Origin of the sequence: Halosimplex marinum (genome assembly GCF_051414075.1) — an archaeon.
In the GTDB taxonomy this organism is placed as follows: Archaea; Halobacteriota; Halobacteria; order Halobacteriales; family Haloarculaceae; genus Halosimplex; species Halosimplex marinum.
The window spans coordinates 473466-491807 of sequence record NZ_JBLKNY010000003.1; the positions used below are offsets into that span (position 1 = coordinate 473466).

19 protein-coding genes are annotated in these 18342 nt (G+C 71.8%); 9 read left to right on the forward strand and 10 right to left on the reverse strand.

The genetic code is table 11. The features are described from left to right. Positions 1 to 70: 70 nt before the first annotated feature. Positions 71 to 238 carry a DUF1931 family protein gene (locus ACMGFI_RS03365; protein ID WP_006883199.1) on the forward strand — a complete coding sequence of 56 codons (168 nt, stop codon included), beginning with the start codon at positions 71 to 73 and terminating at the stop codon, positions 236 to 238. Positions 239 to 275: 37 nt separating this feature from the next. On the opposite strand, the gene rpiA is transcribed toward ACMGFI_RS03365, so the two are convergent. Together rpiA and ACMGFI_RS03375 are read right to left on the reverse strand one after the other, a co-directional pair. After that, positions 276 to 956, reverse strand: a complete 681-nt coding sequence (gene rpiA, locus ACMGFI_RS03370; protein ID WP_436907342.1) for a ribose-5-phosphate isomerase RpiA — start codon at positions 954 to 956, stop codon at positions 276 to 278. A gap of 94 nt (positions 957 to 1050) precedes the next feature. Beyond that, positions 1051 to 1227 carry a DUF7501 family protein gene (locus ACMGFI_RS03375; RefSeq protein ID WP_436907343.1) on the reverse strand — a complete coding sequence of 59 codons (177 nt, stop codon included), beginning with the start codon at positions 1225 to 1227 and terminating at the stop codon, positions 1051 to 1053. Between the two features lie 245 nt (positions 1228 to 1472). Between ACMGFI_RS03375 and ACMGFI_RS03380 the strand changes: the two genes are divergently transcribed. Together ACMGFI_RS03380 and glmM are read left to right on the forward strand one after the other, a co-directional pair. Then, on the forward strand, positions 1473 to 1601 hold the full coding sequence (locus tag ACMGFI_RS03380; RefSeq protein WP_436907345.1) for a hypothetical protein: 129 nt from the start codon (positions 1473 to 1475) through the stop codon (positions 1599 to 1601). Between the two features lie 148 nt (positions 1602 to 1749). Beyond that, the gene (gene glmM / locus ACMGFI_RS03385; protein ID WP_436907346.1) at positions 1750 to 3063 is read left to right on the forward strand and encodes a phosphoglucosamine mutase; all 1314 of its coding nucleotides are present in this window, start codon (positions 1750 to 1752) and stop codon (positions 3061 to 3063) included. 129 nt (positions 3064 to 3192) lie between these two features. Here glmM and ACMGFI_RS03390 read toward each other — a convergent pair whose 3' ends face one another. Next, a complete protein-coding gene (locus ACMGFI_RS03390; protein WP_006883194.1) occupies positions 3193 to 3351 on the reverse strand; it encodes a DUF7563 family protein in 159 nt (52 codons plus the stop codon). A gap of 304 nt (positions 3352 to 3655) precedes the next feature. Here ACMGFI_RS03390 and ACMGFI_RS03395 point away from each other — a divergent pair, with 304 nt between their 5' ends. Next, on the forward strand, positions 3656 to 5101 hold the full coding sequence (locus ACMGFI_RS03395; RefSeq protein WP_436907347.1) for an aryl-sulfate sulfotransferase: 1446 nt from the start codon (positions 3656 to 3658) through the stop codon (positions 5099 to 5101). Between the two features lie 53 nt (positions 5102 to 5154). After that, the gene (locus ACMGFI_RS03400) at positions 5155 to 6414 is read left to right on the forward strand and encodes a PQQ-binding-like beta-propeller repeat protein (RefSeq protein ID WP_436907349.1); all 1260 of its coding nucleotides are present in this window, start codon (positions 5155 to 5157) and stop codon (positions 6412 to 6414) included. 57 nt (positions 6415 to 6471) lie between these two features. On the opposite strand, the gene ACMGFI_RS03405 is transcribed toward ACMGFI_RS03400, so the two are convergent. Then, entirely contained in the window at positions 6472 to 7050 is a 579-nt protein-coding gene (locus tag ACMGFI_RS03405) for a DUF7090 family protein (RefSeq protein WP_436907351.1), read from the reverse strand. Between the two features lie 499 nt (positions 7051 to 7549). Here ACMGFI_RS03405 and ACMGFI_RS03410 point away from each other — a divergent pair, with 499 nt between their 5' ends. Then, complete coding sequence (locus tag ACMGFI_RS03410) at positions 7550 to 7855, forward strand: DUF7565 family protein (RefSeq protein WP_135366293.1); 306 nt, start codon at positions 7550 to 7552, stop codon at positions 7853 to 7855. A 93-nt stretch (positions 7856 to 7948) separates the two neighbouring features. Here ACMGFI_RS03410 and ACMGFI_RS03415 read toward each other — a convergent pair whose 3' ends face one another. The 3 genes from ACMGFI_RS03415 to ACMGFI_RS03425 are packed head-to-tail and all read right to left on the reverse strand — an operon-like array spanning position 7949 to position 10370. Further along, complete coding sequence (locus ACMGFI_RS03415) at positions 7949 to 8530, reverse strand: hypothetical protein (RefSeq protein ID WP_436907353.1); 582 nt, start codon at positions 8528 to 8530, stop codon at positions 7949 to 7951. Continuing rightward, positions 8527 to 9408, reverse strand: coding sequence for an ABC transporter permease subunit (locus ACMGFI_RS03420; RefSeq protein ID WP_436907354.1), 882 nt, complete (start codon positions 9406 to 9408; stop codon positions 8527 to 8529). Before ACMGFI_RS03420 ends, ACMGFI_RS03415 begins: the two co-directional genes overlap by 4 nt. Next, complete coding sequence (locus ACMGFI_RS03425) at positions 9405 to 10370, reverse strand: ABC transporter ATP-binding protein (RefSeq protein WP_436907355.1); 966 nt, start codon at positions 10368 to 10370, stop codon at positions 9405 to 9407. The genes ACMGFI_RS03420 and ACMGFI_RS03425 overlap by 4 nt, the downstream gene beginning before the upstream one ends. A gap of 118 nt (positions 10371 to 10488) precedes the next feature. Between ACMGFI_RS03425 and ACMGFI_RS03430 the strand changes: the two genes are divergently transcribed. Continuing rightward, positions 10489 to 11712: a hypothetical protein gene (locus tag ACMGFI_RS03430; protein WP_436907357.1), complete on the forward strand. Its 1224-nt coding sequence runs from the start codon at positions 10489 to 10491 to the stop codon at positions 11710 to 11712. An 85-nt stretch (positions 11713 to 11797) separates the two neighbouring features. Here ACMGFI_RS03430 and ACMGFI_RS03435 read toward each other — a convergent pair whose 3' ends face one another. Beyond that, complete coding sequence (locus tag ACMGFI_RS03435; protein WP_436907358.1) at positions 11798 to 13387, reverse strand: glycosyltransferase family 39 protein; 1590 nt, start codon at positions 13385 to 13387, stop codon at positions 11798 to 11800. After that, positions 13384 to 14796, reverse strand: coding sequence for an arylsulfotransferase (asst) (locus tag ACMGFI_RS03440; protein WP_436907359.1), 1413 nt, complete (start codon positions 14794 to 14796; stop codon positions 13384 to 13386). Before ACMGFI_RS03440 ends, ACMGFI_RS03435 begins: the two co-directional genes overlap by 4 nt. A gap of 178 nt (positions 14797 to 14974) precedes the next feature. Between ACMGFI_RS03440 and ACMGFI_RS03445 the strand changes: the two genes are divergently transcribed. Both ACMGFI_RS03445 and ACMGFI_RS03450 read left to right on the forward strand, forming a co-directional pair. Continuing rightward, positions 14975 to 16846 carry an ABC transporter substrate-binding protein gene (locus ACMGFI_RS03445; protein ID WP_436907360.1) on the forward strand — a complete coding sequence of 624 codons (1872 nt, stop codon included), beginning with the start codon at positions 14975 to 14977 and terminating at the stop codon, positions 16844 to 16846. After that, entirely contained in the window at positions 16846 to 17703 is an 858-nt protein-coding gene (locus tag ACMGFI_RS03450) for a phosphatase PAP2 family protein (protein ID WP_436907362.1), read from the forward strand. The genes ACMGFI_RS03445 and ACMGFI_RS03450 overlap by 1 nt, the downstream gene beginning before the upstream one ends. Positions 17704 to 17903: 200 nt before the next feature. On the opposite strand, the gene ACMGFI_RS03455 is transcribed toward ACMGFI_RS03450, so the two are convergent. Next, a complete protein-coding gene (locus ACMGFI_RS03455) occupies positions 17904 to 18341 on the reverse strand; it encodes a transcription elongation factor Spt5 (RefSeq protein ID WP_436907363.1) in 438 nt (145 codons plus the stop codon). Between the last annotated feature and the right edge of the window lies 1 nt (position 18342).

Below are 18342 nucleotides of genomic sequence, written 5' to 3' on the forward strand. Positions count from 1 at the left end.
CCGACAAAGCCGGCGAGACTGCGCATATTTGGGAAAGTTTATAAACCATCCATTTGTTCAAGCGACTTGTATGGCAGACCTCATTGTCAAGAACTCGGTCAAGGAAGCGCTCGAAGACATGAACGTCTCCCGCGACTTTTACGACGCCCTCGACGAGGAAGTCGAGGAGCTGCTCGACGAGGCGCAGCGACGCGCCGAGGCTAACGACCGGAAGACGGTTCAGCCGCGCGACCTGTAAGGTCGCCTAACCAGCGAATTTTTTCGGGGGAGTGGCGTCACGGCTCGAAGACGGTCACGTCAGTCTCCGTCCCGACGTAGACCTCGTCGGCGAAGTCGACGAACAGTCCGTGCTCCACGACTCCCGGCAGCGCCGACAGGTCCGCCGCCAGCCCGGCCGGGTCGGGCATCGCGCCGAACTCGCAGTCGAGGATCAGGTTGCCGTTGTCCGAGACGACGGGGCCGCTCTTGCGGTCGGCCCGCCTGAGTTCCGGCCGGCCCCCCAGCCGGCGGACGGCGTCGGCGACGGTCGACCGGGCGTCCGGCAGTACCTCGACGGGCACCGGGTCGTCGAGCACGTCGACCTCCTTCGCGGGGTCGACGACGACGAGCAGCCGGTCGGCCGCGGCGTCGACGACCTTCTCGCGGGCGTGGGCGCCGCCCCCGCCCTTCACGAGGTCGGCGCCCGCGATCTGGTCGGCGCCGTCGATCGCCAGGTCCACGTCGGCCTCGTCGAGGGTCGTCAGCGGGATCTCTTCCTCGACGGCGATCTCCCGGGCCTGGAAGGACGTGGGGACGCCCTCGATATCGAGCCCCGCGTCGACCTCGCGGCCGAGCGCGCGGATGGCGTGAGCCGCCGTGCTGCCGCTCCCGAGGCCGACGACGGCCCCGTCCTCGACCGCTTCGGCCGCGCGCTCGCCGGCGCGGCGCTTGGCCGCCTCGCGCTCGCTCTGGTTCATACCCCGCCCATCGCCGGGGCGCGGCAAAAACGCTACCGACCGCAGACGGACGACGGTCGGCAGGCCCTCACCGCGGCCGCCGTACCGACGGCGGTCAGCCGCTCCAGCCGCCGCGGAGGTCGCCACCGACGCGGTCGCGCCACGTCTCGAACTTCGCCTCGCACTCGGGGCGCTCGGCCGTGTGGTCGACGAAGCCCGCGCCGGGTGACGCGAGCGCCTCGCCGCAGAACGGACACCGCTCGGGGTCGCTCCAGGTATCTGTCGCTGCCATACCTGGATCGGCCGGCTCCACTGACATAAGGTTTCCCGGAATACAATATAGGTGCATGGTGTGATGATAATACACCCTATTACAAAACACACATACGAGGAATTATCTCGGATCCGAGTCCCAGAAATACGTGAACAATCCACAATATCCCGCGAGACGGTCACACGGTTCACGACATGTGACCTTATATTCTCAAGTCGGAATAATAGGAACGCTTAAACCGGAAAACGATCTGCACTCCGGTAATGGCAACGCAACAGTACACGGCCGTCGGGGCGTATCGGTGTCCCGACTGCGACGGCGAGATCACGTTCGAACACCAGTCCTGGGAGTGCAGCGACTGCGGGCACGCGCCGCGCCACGGCGCGGACTGATCCCGGGACGACCACGGGCGCACAGCCACCCGCACGAGCGGCGACCCACTGGATACTGTCAGGCATCCACCCTCCTCCGGCGACACCGCCCCGCGAGCGGGCGGTCCGGCGGCCGAGTTTTTTGGTCCGACCCGCCGACGGGTCGAGCATGTTCGGAACCAGCGGCATCCGGGGACCGGTCGGCGACGGAGTGACTGCGGAACTGGCGCTGTCGGTCGGCCGGGCCGTCGGCGTCGACGCCGACCGCGTCGTCGTCGGCCGCGACGCCCGGGAGAGCGGACGCCTCCTGGCGGACGCGCTGGCCGCGGGGCTCCGCGAGTCCGGCGTCGACGTGGTCGACCTCGGCCTGGCCGCGACGCCCACGGTCGCCCGGAGCGTCGCCCGCGAGGACGCCGACGCCGGCGCCGTGATAACCGCTTCGCACAACCCCGCGCCCGACAACGGCATCAAGCTCTGGCAGCCCTCCGGGCAGGCCTACGACGCGGACCTGCGCGCGGAGATCGAACGACGGCTCCGCGAGGACGCCGCCGATCTCGCTGCGTGGGACGGCCTGGGCGACCGGGTCGCCCGCGACACCGCTGACGAGCGCCACGTCGACGCCCTCGTCGACGCGGTCGACGTATCGGAGCCGCTGTCGGTCGTCGTCGACGTGGGCAACGGCGCGGGAGGCGTCACCGTCGACGCCCTCCAGCGGCTGGGTTGTACGGTCGAGACGCTCAACGCCCAGCCCGACGGATCGTTCCCCGGCCGGCCCAGCGAACCGACCAGGGAGAACTGCGAGTCGCTGGCGGCGCTCGTGGCGGAGACGGACGCCGACCTCGGGATCGCCCACGACGGGGACGCCGACCGGATGCGCTGTGTCGCCGCCGACGGCACCTACGTCTCGGGCGACGTGACCCTCGCGCTGCTGGCCCGCGAGGCCGCGAGCCCGGGCGACCGCGTCGCCGCGCCCGTCGACACGAGCCTCGCCGTCGACGACCACCTCGCCGAGGTCGACGTGTCCGTCGAGCGCACGCGGGTGGGCGACGTGTACGTCGCCGAGCGGGCGGGCGAGGACGGCGTCGCCTTCGGCGGCGAGCCCAGCGGCGCCTGGATCTGGCCCGCGGAGACGCTCTGCCCGGACGGCCCGCTCGCGGCCTGCAAGGTCGCCGCCCTGGCCGCCGAGCGGCCGCTGGCTGACCGCCTGGCCGAGGTCGAGACCTACCCGATCCGCCGCGACTCCGTCGAGACCGCCGAGAAGGGCGCCGTCATGGAGCGGGTCAGCGAGCGGGTCCTCGCGGAGTACGACGACGTGACGACGCTGGACGGCGTCCGCGTCGACCTGGGCGACGCGTGGTTCCTCCTGCGGGCCAGCGGCACCCAGCCGCTCGTCCGGATCACCGCCGAGGCCCGCGACGCCGACCGCGCCGAGGCCGTCTTCGCCGAGGCGCGGGACCTGCTGGGCGACGCGCTGGACGGCTGACCGAGCGCGGGCTGTCGACCGTCGCTCGACGGAGAACGGAACAGGAGAAGCGTCCTGGCAGCGTTTCGGGCGGGTCCCCCCGAACCCGCCAGGCCGTCTCCCCCCGGTGGTTCACGACGATACAGGACCCTAGCCGCGACGGGTCGAGCGCGCCTCGCGGACGTCGGCCCCGTCGCGGATCTTGTCCTCGCACTGAGGACAGACGCGCGGCGACTCGACCCCGTTGGGCGTGAACACCCGTGCGTAGTCAGCCGTCACGAAGGAACCGCAGTTCTGGCATTCCGGCATACGGTGTACCTGTTCGGGTACTGGACCTTAATGGTTGGTGATTTGGTAGTAGGGCGCACGCCCCGACGAAGCGCGGTCTGACGGTGTCAGCGCCGGATCCGGATCCCGCCCTCGCCGGGGACGGTCCACCAGTACGGTCTCCCCCTCGCGGAACACGTCTCAGTGACACGACCGGGGCGTTCAGTCGGCGAGGGCATACTCGTCGTCGGCGGTCGGTCGCGGCGGGACCGCACCAGAACGGTACGGTTATTACCGAGAGACGGCTGGGACCGGACAACCGGACGGCGTCTCCGGAGGTCGTCGCATGGACCTGGATCTACCCGAACTCACGCGCCCGCTGGTCGCCCGCCTCTGCGTAGTGGCCCTCGTCGCGGCCCTGCTCGTCCCGTCGGGGGTCTCGGCACTCACGCACGAACCCGTCGAGCTCCAGCCGGGGGCCATCGACGAGCCCGCCAACGGCACCACCGTCATCGCCGTTCAGGGGTTCAAGGGCCGGGGGCAGAACAGCTCCAAGAAGCCCGCGCGACTCGTCGGCGTCGGCCCCGAGGGCGACCTCGAGTGGCACTACGAGCCCAAAGACGACGTGACGTGGTTCTACGACGTGGATCCGCTGGAGGACGGCACCCTGCTGGTCGTCGGCGCCCGCCGCGACGGCACGACCGTCTTCAAGTACGACCCCGACACGAACAGTCGCGTCTGGACCGAACGGCTCGACATCCACGACACCCACGACGTGGACCTGATCAACGGCGATCAGTTGCTGATCGCCAACATGCGCAACTACAACGAGACGACCGGGACGAACAACGACCGCATCTTCGTCTACAACCGGACGACCGGCGAGACGGAGTGGGAGTACCGCTTCGAGCGCATCTACGACCGCGGCGACGGCGGCGGCTACACCGGCGACTGGACCCACGTCAACGACGTGGACAAGATCGGCGAGGGCCGGTACATGGCCTCGCCGCGCAACATGGACGAGGTGGTCGTCATCAACCGTTCGACCAAGGAGGTCGAGCTGTCGCTCGGCGCGCCGGGCAACCACAGCGTCATCTACGAGCAGCACAACCCCAACTACATCGAGAGCGAGGACGGGACCCCGACCGTCGTCGTCGCCGACAGCGAGAACGACCGCGTCGTCGAGTACGAGTACGCGGGCGGCGAGGGGCGCAACGCAACCTGGGAGCGCACCTGGAACCTCGGCGTCGACGGCAACCTCAACTGGCCCCGCGACGCCGACCGGCTCCCCAACGGGAACACGCTGGTCACCGACTCCCTGAACCACCGCGTCATGGAGGTCACCCCCGAGGGGGAGGTCGTCTGGGAGTACTACGCCCCCTGGGGCACCTACGAGGCCGAGCGGGTTCACCTCGGCGACGAGCCCGGCGGTCCGACCATCGCGGACCAGAACGCCACCGGCGCCTACGCCCTGAACGGCAGCGCCGCGCTCACCCCCGGCGCGACCGAACGGGCGACCTTCGCCTCGTGGCTCCACAACACGTTCGCCGGCACCCCGATCTCGGGCCAGGTCGACTGGGTCGCCGAGCGGTGGGCCCACATCGCTCCCTGGGTCCGCCCCGTGTGGATGGACCCGTGGGCGTTCGTCGCCTTCCTCGGCGCCGGCCTGCTGACCCTCGGCTGGGTCGGCACGGAGGCCGTCTATCACCGCCGCCGGATCGCCGGCGGCCTCCGGGCGGGTTACGAGCGCGTGCGCCCCTCGGACGGCGGGTCGGCCCGCTCGGACGACTGACGGCGCCGCGGCGCCTGAAAGTATTTACCGACGCGCCGAAAGTGTCTGTGGTGATGGATATCGGACGGCGACGCGCGATCGGCGTCCTCGGTAGCGCGCTCGTCGGCGGTTGCGTGACGGGCCTCGGGTCCTCGGCCGGACCTCGCTCGCGGACGCCGGGACCGTTCGAGTGGACCGTCGAGGACGGACCGGCCGACGTGACGGCCGACCCCGACGAGCGACCGGCGCCGGGTTCGTGGCCGATGGCGGGCTACGACGCCGCCGGGACCGGGGCGGCGCCGGCCGAGAACGCACCGGAGGGGTTCCCGCTCGAACGGACGTGGATCCACACGACCGCACAGCACGTGCTGCGGGGGCCCGCCGTCGCCGGCGGAACGGTGCTCGCCCAGACCGCCTATCAGGACTCGGTGCTGTTCGCGACGGACGCCGACGGCGAGGAGCGCTGGTCGGTGACGCGCGACGACCTCGGCCACGCGGCGCCCGCGGTCGCCGGCGACACGGGGATCGTTCCGCGGGGGTACCTCGAGACCGGCGAGTACCTCGACGGGGTGTCGCTCTCCGACGGGGGCCGCCTGTGGCGTCACGAACTCCCCGAGGCCGTGTCGGCCCCGCCGGTCGTCGCGGGCGACACCGTCTTCGCCGGTCGCGGGTTCGACGCGACCGCACTCGCGATCGACGCCCGGTCGGGTGACCTCGGTGTACGACTCACGCTCTCGGAACCGAGTATCGAGGTCGTCCGCGTGGCCGCGGCCGACGGTCGCGCGTACGTGGGTGTGAAGGGATCGGACACGGACTACCCGAACCTCGGGTGGGTCCTGGCCTTCGATCCGAACGCGGGTGTAGTGGAGTGGGTGTACCCGGCGGACGCGCCGGTCGCCGACCTCGCGGTCCGCGGCGGGAGCGTCTACGTGGTGAACAGGGAGGGCCTCGCGTCGCTGAACGCGGACAGCGGCGAGGTCGAGTGGAACACACGTGACGACGAGGAGATCCGGGGCGCCGAATCGGTCGCGGTCACCGAGGACACCGTCTACGCCGGGACCACCGAACGGGTGTTCGCGTTCGAGGCCGCCTCGGGCGACCGCCGCTGGACCGCACCGGTCGGCGGGTCGAACGTCATCGCCGTCGCCGGTGATACGGTGTTCACGGGTGGCCGACGCCTCGACGCCGACACGTGGGCGTTCGCGGCCTTCGCGACCGCGGACGGCCGCGAGCGGTGGCGCTACGACCGCAACGCGAGGCCCACGGGCGGCGCCGTCGCCGCCGGGCGCTTTTTCGTCGGGACCGAACGCGGGACGCTCCACTGTTTCGGTTGAGCCCCGCTCGTTCCGTTGTCGCGCGGGCAGAACGGCGACGGTCGAACGCGGCCGCGCTCAGAACTCGGCGTCGACGGAGCCGTCCTCGGAGAGGTCGACGACGCCGTCGAACCGCGCGCGGAAGTCCGCCAGTTCCGCGTCGTCGTGGACTCCCTTCGCGAGGTGGAACAGGCCGACGGCGTCGTGTTCCTCGAGCAGTTCGAGGATGGCGTCGACGGCCTCGGCGGCCCGCTCGGCGTCGGAGTAGTACACCATCTCCGTCACCGAGTCGAGGCTGACGCGCCGCTTGCCCTCGGTCGATTCGAGGAACACCCGCGTCTCGTCGACGATGCCGTCGAGGTCGTCCGGCGCGGAGACGTACTTGACGTTCTCGGACTGGCGGCGGGTGTACCCCCGCTCGACCGACAGCGCGTCGAGGATCGTCGCGCGCTCCTCGTCGACCTCGTAGTGTTCGAGCTTCTGTCGCACCTCCCGGGCCGTGGTCCGCGTCGAGATGACCAGCATCTCGTCGGTGTCCGTGCTCAGAAACTCCGTGTCGATGCGGTCCGTCTCGCCCGTGCTCGGGTGCAACAGGAGGATGCCCGTCCCCCCGGGCACCGTGTCCGGCGTGTTCTCGATGGCGAGCTGGTAATCCATGTACACGGGAGCGGCCGGAGTCGCCTTAAGCCTGCGGGACCCGCTCCATCCGTTTCCCGTCCGGGTGTCCGCGCTCGCCTCGTCCGCACGAGTGCCCGGTACAGGTGACGGCTGTTGCAGTGTGCGGTCGCAGTGCGGTTGGCGCGTTAGAGCGCGCTTTCGTGCGCGCGGCCGAGCCGCGCGAGGTCTGCTCACGGCGCTTCGCGCCCGGTCGCACGGCCCGAGGCATCGGCGGTCCCTCGGGCCGTGCGGGCGACGCTCGGGTCGCCCGCAGACACCGAATCGGCTGGGGAGGCTCGTGGCTGTCCGCGGTGCCGTGTGGGGCGGGTGCTGTCCTGGTGGACTGAACGGGCGGGGCGCGCTCGCGCTCATGTAGTCGCCCGAGCGACCGCGAGCGCGCCGAGGGCGTTCACCGCTCACAGCTAGCAGACGTGATCGGGAAGTCCCTCGAAGGGGGAGGGGGAACGTTTTTACAGAGCGGCGGGCATCACTCGGGTATATGGCCTCCTGGGAGTGTGCGATCGACGGCGACGACGAGCAGTTCGACCGGGTCGAGGACCTGATCGTCCACCAGTCGACGGCACACGAGCGCATCGAGTGCAAGGTCTGCGGGACCGTCCTCCCGGACGGCTACTTCGCGATCCGCCACGCCTTCGACGAGCACAGCCGCGCCGAGTACGTCCGCGCCTACGACGCCACCGCCAAGGAGGTCCGGCGCCGCGAGAACGTCAAGGAGAACATCGAGGAGGAGGCGGACATCCGCGAGGTCATCGACCGGCTCGAAGGCGGCAACGGGGCTATCTGAGACGGTTCCTGCCCGCGTTCCCCGTCAGCTGTCGACCACCGATAGCGGCGGCCTCGCCGGTTGGCCTCCGAAAGAGCAGCCCGACGACGACGCCTACCTCGAGGAGAGCAGGTAGCCGCCGACGCCCAGCGAGAGGACCGCCAGCAGGACCGAGGCGAGCCGGAGCAACTGCGGGGTCGCGCCCAGCGGCGGCTCGCTCGTCTCGGTCCGCATCGCGTCGTACCGGAGAGTCGCCTCGGCCCGCTGCCGTTCCTCCTCGCTGACGTTCTCGCCCGGCGGCGGGCGGAAGTCCGGCTCGTCGGCGGGCGGGAGGTCCCCGCCCTCCTCCGGTCGCTCGATGACGACCGGCTGGACCGCGCTCGCGTTGTCGTTCTCGTAGGCCTGTCGGCGTTCGGTCTGGTTGAGGTAGCTGAACTCCGGGGCGCCCTCGCCGACCGGGACGCGGTACTCGCCGTCGTTCTCCAGGGCCTTCCGGTACAGCTCCTGGCCGCGCTCCGAGAGGTTCCCGTAGGCGATTATCTCGTGGCCCTCCTGACGGAGTTCCTCGGGGGGGCCGGTCGCGTACGAGCCGGTGTCGTGGAGGAGCATCGCCTGGACCGGGAAGACGGCGGGGACCGTGAACAGGACGGCTGCCAGGACGACCAGCGCCGTGCCGATAGTGTTGCGTCGGTTCATTCCAGATCAGCCCTCTCGAACAGCAGGTAGCCGATCAGCAGCGGAACCACCAACCAGAAGGCGAGGACGACCAGCGAGAACTGGTCCTGGAGGTACATCGGCAGCGCGTCGTTGGCCCCGGCCGGCTCGAACCGCAGGTCCTCCGGCAGGCTCGACCGGAAGACGTTCTGTCGCATCTCCGCCGGCATCACGAGGTTGACGGCCTTGCGGTAGGCCAGGTAGGGACTGGTGTACTGGACGGCGTTGTACAGGTCGGGGTTGGGGTCGGCGCCCAGTAGCGTCGTGTGGAGCCAGCGGGCGATGTCGCCGACCGACGCGACCGGGAAGACGTACAGGATGACGAGCACGAAGTACGTCCCGAACGCGCCCGCGATGGCGCGGCTCCGCGACGCGGCGGCCGAGGACATCGCCAGCGCGATGCTGACGAACGACGCCCCGTAGACCAGCGTCACCAGCAGCGTGCCGAAGACGACGGCTGCCGGGAACGCGCCGTGGCGGGTCAACGCCGTGCTGATCGCCGCGACGTACATGAACGCGACGCCGCCGGCGACGATGCCGTTGCGGCTCAGCAGTTTCCCGACGAAGACGCTCCGGCGCGTGTTCGGCAAGGAGAGCAGGAACTTGATCCCGCCGCCCTCGCGCTCGCCCGCGATGGCGAGGTAGCTCGCCACCAGCGCGACGATGGGGAGGAGCACGGCCAGTAGCATCGTCAACACCCGGAACAGCGCCCGCACCTGCTCGGCGTCCGCGCCGGGCGCGCCGCCCGAGACGTAGCCGACGAACGCGGCGATCAGTCCGAGGACGATAGCCGCCGCCCACAGCAGCTTCGACCGCCGGGCGGCCTTGAAGTCCTTCTTCGCGACGGTGACCGTGCTCATGCCGAGGCCTCCCGGGAGTCGTCCAGATCGGCCCCCTCACCGACGGACCGATCGGCGTCGCGGCCGCCGCCGGTGAACTGGTTGAACAGCTCCTCCAGCGAGGTGTTGTCCGCGAGGATGTCGACGACCTCGGCCCGGTCGTCGACCAGCCTGACCACGTCGACCTTCGCGCTCGGGTCCGAGCACTCCGCGACCAGCGTCCGCTCGGTCACGTCGACCGCGGAGACGCCCGGGATGTCGGCCACGCCGTCGACGCGGGGCGGCTCCGTACACTCCAGTTCGATGGTGGCCTGGCCGCTCGCGCTCTCGCGCAGCCCCTCGATGGAGTCGACGGCGACCAGCTCCCCCTCGTTCATCACGCCGACGCGGTCGCAGACCGCCTCGACCTCCGAGAGGATGTGACTGGAGAAGAAGACGGTCGTCCCGTCTTCCGCCCGGTCGCGGATGACCGACCGCATGTGCTGGATGCCGTTCGGATCCAGCCCCGTCGAGGGCTCGTCGAGGATCAGCAGGTCGGGGTCGTCGGCCAGCGCCATCCCGAAGGCGAGGCGCTGTTGCATCCCCTTCGAGTAGCCCGCGGCGACGCGGTCGGCGTCGTCGCGGATGCCGACGAGGTCGAGCAACTGCTCGGGGTCGTCGTCGGCATCCTTGGTCTCGATGGCCCACTCCATGTACTCGCGGCCGGTGAGGTAGTCGTCGAAGCCGTACCCTTCGGGGAGGACGCCGATGCGCTCGCGGATGGCCGCACACTCGCTCTGGGCGTCCATGCCGAACACCTGCGCCGACCCCGCGGTCGGCCGGATGAAATCGAGCAGCATGTTGATCGTCGTCGACTTCCCCGCGCCGTTGGGGCCGAGGAAGCCGAAGATCTCCCCCTCCTCGATGGTGAGGTCGAGGGAGTCGACGGCGACCACGTCCTCGCCGAAGGTCTTCGTCAGTCCGTTCGTCTGGATGGAGGGCATCTGTCGTTCTCGTCACCCGGAAGACAGGGCCGATGTAAGTGTCTTTTCGTTGGGCGAGCGCCGACGGGACGGTCCGGGCCACGCTCGAAGCTAAGTGCCTCGGCGCACAGGTCGGCGTATGCGACGGCGCCGGTCGGTCACCGCGCTCGCGCTCGCGGCGCTCGCAGTCGCGGCGGTCGCCGCGCCACTGGTCGCCGGGTCGGTCGTCGGAGCGGTCCCCGGCGGCCCGTCCGGATCGGGAACCGGGCCGTCCGTGGTGGACCCCCTCAACCGCACCTCGGCGACCCCGTCGGCGGATCGGCTGGTCTCGCCGGCCGGGGTCGAGGGCGCGGTCTGGCCGTACACGAGCAAGCGGCGGTCGACCGCCGCCCGGACGCTGGCGCTGAACGTCGTGGTCCGCGGCGACGCCGACCGCGTCCGGCGGGCCTTCGAGGACCGCTCGGGCCGCAACTGGACGGCCGTCGACGGCGAGGGGAACGTGACCGAGCCCGTCTGGGACGGGAGCGACGCCCCCGGCCCCGAGTGGGGGCGCGCCCGCGGGAGCGCCCGCTACACCTACGTCGCGGCGGCCGACGGCCGGCGGGGACGGTGGGTCGAGTCGACCTATCAGCTCGGCGTCGGCGCCTACCTCGGCCAGCGGACGCACGTCCGGGCCTACCCCGCACACGTCGGGAACTGGACGGCTCTGCAGGTCCACACGGAGTACTGGGACTGGTACCGGCTGCGCCACACCGTCACCGGCGTCGAGGCTGGCGCCGAAGTGGTCGAGCGCGACCTCCGCGACGAGCGGTTCGTCGCCGGGCTCACCCGCGAGTACCACGGGTTCGGCGGCGGCGGGAGCGACGGGTGGATCACCGTGGTCGAGTTCGTCCCGGCGGTCCTCGTCGGCGCGGCGCTCCCGGTCGCCGTCCGCCGGCGCCGGCTCCCGCTGGCCGAGACGCTGATCCCGGCCGCGCTCGCGGGGGTCGTCCTCGGGGTCCGGAGTGCCGGCGTCGCCGCGGAACTGCTGCTCCCCGCGGTCGATCCCAACCTGATCGCGGCAGCCCTGTACCCCGTCCTCGTCGCGGGACCGCCGCTCGCCGTCCGCGCGCTCGGGCGCGACCGCGACCCCGACCGGGTCGCGCTGCTCGCCGCGGGCGGCCTCGGCGCCGGCTTCCTCCTCGACTTCGGGCTCGTCAGCGTGCAGGTGGTCCCGATCCGCCTCGTCGTCCACCGGCTCGCGCTGCTGGGCGCGATCGCCGTCTTCGCCTACGGCGTCGCCCGCGACGACCGCCGGACGACCGCCGTCGGGCTCGGGACGTGGGTCCTCGGGCTCGCCGGGGCGGTGCTCGGCGTCTTCTGACCCCCGTCTCTACGCGGACGCGGCCCGGCGCCGGACCGAGCCGGGAGCCGGCGGGGTTTCGGCCGCCGTCGCGACCGCCCGCGGCTCAGCCGTCAGCTCCGCGCCCGGCGGCCCGGTAGACGACGACGCCGTCGGTCTCGTGGGCGCGCGTCCAGCCGTCGGCGACCGCGAACGAGCGTTCGAGCGTCCCGAACTGGACGACGGTCTCCCCGCGGACGGTGTACCGGCCCTTCGGGACGAGCACGTAGTCGGGGTCGGCGTCGACGGTCGCGGCGGCCGACTCGACGCAGGCGGCGCTGTTGCACGTCGAGGCGTCCTCGAACGCCGCCAGTTGCCGGTCGTACGCGCCGGCGCTGGCCCACTCGACGCCCCACGGGCCGACGGCGATCGACCGCCCCGACAGCGCGGGGAACCACTCCGCGGCGTCGCCGAGCACGAGGAACCGGGCGTCCTCGGGCGTCTCGGCGGCCGCCCACTCGGCGGCCGCGACCGACTCGTCGTCGAGGAACGAGGGCGTGGTCCCGTCGGTCGTCGAGGTCGTCTCGGCGGCGAGATACGCGCCCCCGACCGCGCTCGCGAGAACGACGAGCGCCGCCGCGGCCCCAGCCCGCCGTTGCGACGAGGAGAGCGCCGGGGGCCAGCCGCCGGCAGTGACCCGTTCGGCGACGCCGAGGCCGGCGACCGCGACGGCCAGCGCGCCGACCGCGTAGGGGAACCGGAGCTGGAAAAAGATCAGCGTCGCGGCGACGGTCCAGCCGGCGACGACGGCGTCGCGGCGGGCGGCGAGCGCCGCCGCGGCCGCCGCGAACGGGGCCAGCCGGTAGACCGAGGGGCTCTCGACGAGCTGAGCGAGCCCGCCGCCGATCCCGCCGTGGGTCCCGGCTGCGGCGGTGAACACGCCGGGACCGTGGGTCGCGACGACCCACGCGAGCCAGGGGCTCGCCAGCGCGAGCGCCCCCAGGCCGACGGCCAGTCCGCGCGCGATCCCGCGGAGCGAGCGGTCGAGCCCGGCCCAGAACACGAGGTAGCTCGCGACGACGAACAGCGCGTAGGTGGGGTGGGTGAGCCCGGTCAGCGCGACCGCGACGGCGCCCGCGAACAGCGCCCGCCGACCGTCGCCGGTGAAGACGTGGTAACCGGTGTAGACCGCGGTCAGCGCGTACAGGAAGGCGAACCCGCGGACGACGCCGCCCGCGGAGACGTGCCACTCCAGCACCTGCGGGTTCAGCGCTATCAGCGCCGCGGTCGCGGTCCCGGCCGCCCGCCAGCCGGTGTAATCCCGCCCGAGCAGGTACGCCGGCACCAGCCCCGCGACGACGGCGACGGCGGGCAACAGTCGGGTGACCGCCAGGGGACCGAGCCCCAGGTCGAGGGCGAGCGCGAAGACGTAGAACTGAAGCGGCGGGTACGCGAAGGGGACGGGGAGGGCGTAGCCCGGGACGGTCGCCGGCGGCGCGTAGCCGTTCGCGGCGATCTCTGCGGCGATCTGGGCGTACAGGCCGCCGCCGTAGGCCGGGTACGGGTTCGTCGCCAGGTAGACGGCGACGGCGACGACGCCGGGGAGGACGGCCAGTCCGAGCCAGCGCGTGTCTCGCCGGTCCAGCGGCGCGGCGCGCCGCAGTCGGCCGACGAACGCGAGCGACCGGTCGCTCTCGCGGGTACCGCTCGCCGTCATCTCCGGTCGATCTGGAAGGGGTTGCGGACCCCGACGGACACGTCCGACCAGCGGTACTCCAGGCGCGCCCAGAGCGGGACGGCGACGACCAGCGCGAGGATGGCGACGGCCTCGACGGAGCCGACCCAGCGCGGGAAGACGTAGGCGATCCCGTTTTCGACCGACGGCGGCAACGCCGCCATGACACGGCCCGACAGCGACAGGTTCGACGGATCCGGCTCGCGGTCAGGCAGGTCGAGCGCGGCCGCGCTCTCGCCGCCGGCGCTCTCCTCGCCGGTCCCCAGCCGCTCGGCCTCGTAGGGGAACCCGATGGTGGCGGTCCAGACCACCTCGCCCGACCGGTCCACCTCGAACACCCGGTCGCCGTTGGAGTCGGTGACCAGCGTGTGGCCGTTCGGCAGGCGGTCGGCGTCGCGGGGCCACTGCAGCCGCGCGTCGCTCCAGGTCCACGACCGGTTCCACGTTCCGCCCTCGCGCTGGTACTCGACGACCCGGCCGTTCTCGGAGTCGGCCACGAGCAGGGCGGGGCCGCCCCGCTCGGGCGGGATGTAGTCGGGGTTGTGCTGCTCGTAGAGGGTGTCGTGGTCGCCGTCGCTCCCGAGCGTCCACTCCTCGACCAGCCCGCGCTCAAAGTCGACGAACGCGACCTGGTCGTGGTTGCGGAGGCTGACCATCGCGGCGTCGCGGCCCTCGATCTCGACGTGCTCCACGTCGTTGAGGTGCGTCCAGTCCTCGGGGAACGGACCGCCGCTGTCGACGTCGAAGGCGGCCTGGGCGTCCCACTCCCAGGTGATCAGCTCGGTGGTCGTGTTGACGACGAACACGCGGTCGCGGTCGATGTCGGCGACGAGCAGCCGCTCGTCGTCGATCCGGTCGACGTCGTGCCACCGGGTCGAGTGCTTGCCGGGCGTGATACGGCTGTACACGTCCGTCGACTCGCCAGTGGTGAGGTTGACGCGCTCGACGCCGTTGCGCGTGCAGACCGAGCCGTCGCACTCGTCGGCGTCGAGGTGGTCGGCGTAGACGAACTCCACCGTCGAGTCGGTCCCGGCGACGGGGTCGACGTCCCAGTAGCGGGTGTGGTCGTTCTCGTGGTAGTAGATCCCCCCGTCGGTATCGAAGGCGACGAGTTCGGCCTGGGCGCGGGGGCCGTCGTTCTCGTCGCTGACGAAGGCGTTCGAGTCGGTCGCGACCACGGTGCGACCGTCGCGGGGGTCGACGACCGGCCCGCGGTCGCCCGAGCGCAGGGCCTGTTCGACCGACGGGTCGCCGGTCACCCGGTCGCTCGACCGCTCGGCCGCGACGTAGCCGACCGCGACCGTCCCCGTCGCGAGGACGACGACCGCGGCCAGCAGCAGGCGGAGCTTCACTCGGCGTGACACTGTCGGTGAATCGGGTCCGCGGTACATAGGGTGATCGTTGCACCGGGCGTCCGGGATGGTCGACGCCGCCCGCGCTCGCTGCACGAGGGTGGTCGCGACCCCCGAACGACGGTGACTGCGGCCGCCGAACGGCAGTGGGTCCCGCGTTCGCCCGACGGCGGCGTTTCCCAACAGATAATGCCGTCGGTGCCGAACTGGCGGAGAGATGGGGGATCGACCGGACGCGCCGTCCTCGAACCGGCGGCGCAGGCTGCTGGGCTCGCTCGCGGCCGGGGCCACCCTCGGGACCGCCGGGTGCATGCGCCGGCTGCGCGCGGCCACCGGCTGGGAGTCGGTGACGCCGGTGTCGGTCGGGATCAAGACGCTCCCGGCCGACGCCGACCCCTACGCCCTGCGGGTCGCCCAGTCGGTCGCCGGGTGGTTCCGGGCGGCCGGACTCGAGGTGTCGGTCACGCCGGTCGCCCCCGAGGAACTGTACCGCCAGGTACTCATCCGGAACGACTTCGACGCGTTCGTCGGGCGGATCCCCGCCCGCCTCCGCGACGGCGACGGCCTCTACCCGCTGTTGCACTCTCGCTTTGGCTCCGAGCCGGGCTGGCAGAACCCGTTCGGCTACGCGAACCTCGACGTCGACGACCGGCTGGTCGAGCAGCGCACCGCGACCGGCGAGGCCCGTATCGAGGCCCTCGCGGCCGTCCAGCGCAGCGTCGCCCGCACACAGCCGTTCTCGCTGGTCGCGTTCCCCGACGAGATCCGGGCCGTCCGCGACGGCCGCTTCGACGGGTGGCACGGGAGCGACTTCGAGTCGCCGCTGGGGTACCTCTCGCTCGGCGAGGGGTCCCGGGGGGCGGCCAGCGAGGGCGCCACCGCCACCACCACCGCGACCGCCACGCCCGGGGACGCCGCGACGCTGCGCACCGTGATCACCGACCGCCGGCCCACCGAGAACCTCAACCCGCTGGCCGCGGAGTTCCGGTGGACCGGCGTCCTCACCGGACTGCTGTACGACCCGCTGGGCTACGAGACCGACTCCGGCGGGGTCGAACCGTGGCTGGCCGACACCTGGGAGTTCGAGACCGAGGGCGACCGGCCGCGGGCGCGCGTCCGCCTCCGAGACGGCCTGACCTGGCACGACGGCGAACCGCTGACGGCCGCCGACGTGGCGCTCACCTACGCCCTGCTCTCGGACGTGACGCTCGGTCGGACGACCGGGGGGACCGACACCGCGACCGAGGACGACGCGGCGGTGGCCGCTCCCCGGTTTCGCGGGCGGAGCAGTCTCGTCGCCGACGCCGAGGCGCTCGACTCGCGGACCGTCGAGATCCGGTTCACCGACTGCACCGCCGCGGTCGCGGCGCGAGCGCTCACGGTCCCGGTCTTGCCCGAGCACGTCTGGCGCGACCGGGCGAGTCCGGCCTCCGTCGGCGGCGTCGACTTCGGCGCCACCTCCGAGGCGCTCGTGACCAACAACGTCCCGCCGGTCGGGAGCGGCCCGTTCGCCTTCGAGCGGAACGTCCCCGGCGACCGCCTCGTGTTCGAGCGCTTCGACGACCACTTCCTCGCCGACGCGTCGCCGGCGGACCTCCCCGGCGACGTGGACGGGCTTCCGCCGTACGAGCGCCTCGACGTGACCGTCGTCGGCACCGACGAGACGGCCGTCTCGATGGTCGCCAGCGGCGACGCGGACGTGACCGGGACGGCCGTCAGCGCCGGGACGATCCCGCGGATCGGCCGCTCGGAGGGGGTCGACCTGGTCGTCGGCCGGTCGCCCTCGCCGTACGTCGTCGGCTACAACGCGCGGCGGCCGCCGCTGACGAACCCGCGGTTCCGGAACACGCTCGGCCACCTGGTCGACCAGCGGGCGCTGGTCGACGACGTGTTCGACGGCTACGGCTGGCCCGCGGCGACCCTCCTCGACGGGACCGATCTGGTCCCCGCGGACCTCCGGTTCGAGGACGAACACCCGGTGACACCCTTCTTCGGGTCCGAGGGCACGGTCGACGTCGACGCCGCGCGGGCCGCGTTCCGCGAGGCCGGCTACGAGTACGACGACGGGACTCTCGTGGAGCGCGACTGATGGGACTCGTCACCGTCCTCGGGCAGGTCGCCGCCGGCGTCGTCGCCCTGCACCTGCTCGGACTCGTCGCGGTCGTCGGCCGCGACGGCCTGGCCGGCGCCCCCGGACGAGTGCGGGCGAACCTCCGCGCGGTCGCGCCGACGCTGGGCCTGCTGGTCGTCGTCCTCGCCGTCAACGGCGTCGTCCGCGACGTGGGCGTCGAGATATCCTGGCTCATCGGCGTCAACATCACCGGCGCGATCCACGCGCTGGAGGGCGGGTTCGTCGCCTGGGTCCAGTCGTTCGCCGCCCCGCCGCTGACGACCTACTTCAGCGCCGTCTACGTCTTCGGCTACGCCTTCCTGCTGACCTTCCCCGTCGTCGCCTACCTCGCCTGCCGGAACGACCGGCCGGTCCGGACGCTGCTCGTCGCCTACGCGGTCAACTACGCGCTCGGGCTCGTCTGTTACGTCCTCTTCGTCTCCTACGGGCCCCGGAACGTCACGCCCGAGGCGGTCGACTCGCTGCTGTACGCCCACTGGCCCCAGGCCCAGCTGCTGACCGGCCGGGTCAACCGCAACACGAACGTCTTCCCGTCGCTGCACACCTCGCTGTCCGTGACGGTCGCGCTCGTCGCCTACCACTACCGCGATATCTTCCCCCGCTGGTACCCCGTCGCCACCGCACTCGCCGCGTCGATCGGCGTCTCGACGATGTACCTCGGCATCCACTGGGCGACCGACGTGGTCGCCGGCGCCGCCCTGGCGGCGGTCGCCGTCGCCGTCGGCCTCCGGGTCACCGCCGACTCGCAGGAGGGGACCGTCGACCGGGCCGTCGCCCGCCTGACCGACCGGCTCACCGGGTGGATGCGGGAGTGACGCTCGGCCGGAACGGGTATCCTCGTTCGCTCCGCTCACGGTTCACTGCGTTCACCGTTCGCATCGAGGTGCTCCCTGCGGTCACACCTCGCACCGCTCACTGCGGGTACCCGCCTCGAAAAAGATGGGGCAAAAAGGCGCGACTCACGCCGTTCGTCGCGGGAACCGGCGGCTGCGCCGCCGGATGCTGGAACGCTAGCCTACCGCTCTTCGGAGTCGAGGACGCGGATCTGGTCGCCGCGGACCGTCACCGGGATGGGGACCGTCGCCTCGTACAGCTCGACGGTGACCTGGTCTTTGCCCTCGTCGATGCGCTGGACCTGGGCCTTCTCGCCCTTGAACGGGCCGGCGATGAGCTCGACGATGTCCCCCTCGGCGATGCCCTCCACGTCGGGCTTGGGCGAGAGGAAGTGCTCGACCTCGCTGAGCCCGGACTCGCCGGGGACGACCCCGCGCATGTGGGGGATCTCGTCGGAGATGCGCTCGAAGACCGCGGAGTCGTCGGCCTCGACCATGACGTAGGAGGTCAGCGAGTCCGGCGCGAGCGCGGCGTGGATCGACTCCTCCTCGCGGTTCATGATCATGTCCGCGACGGTGCGCTCCTGGCTGGCCGTGGTCTTGACGGCGAAGATACCCATC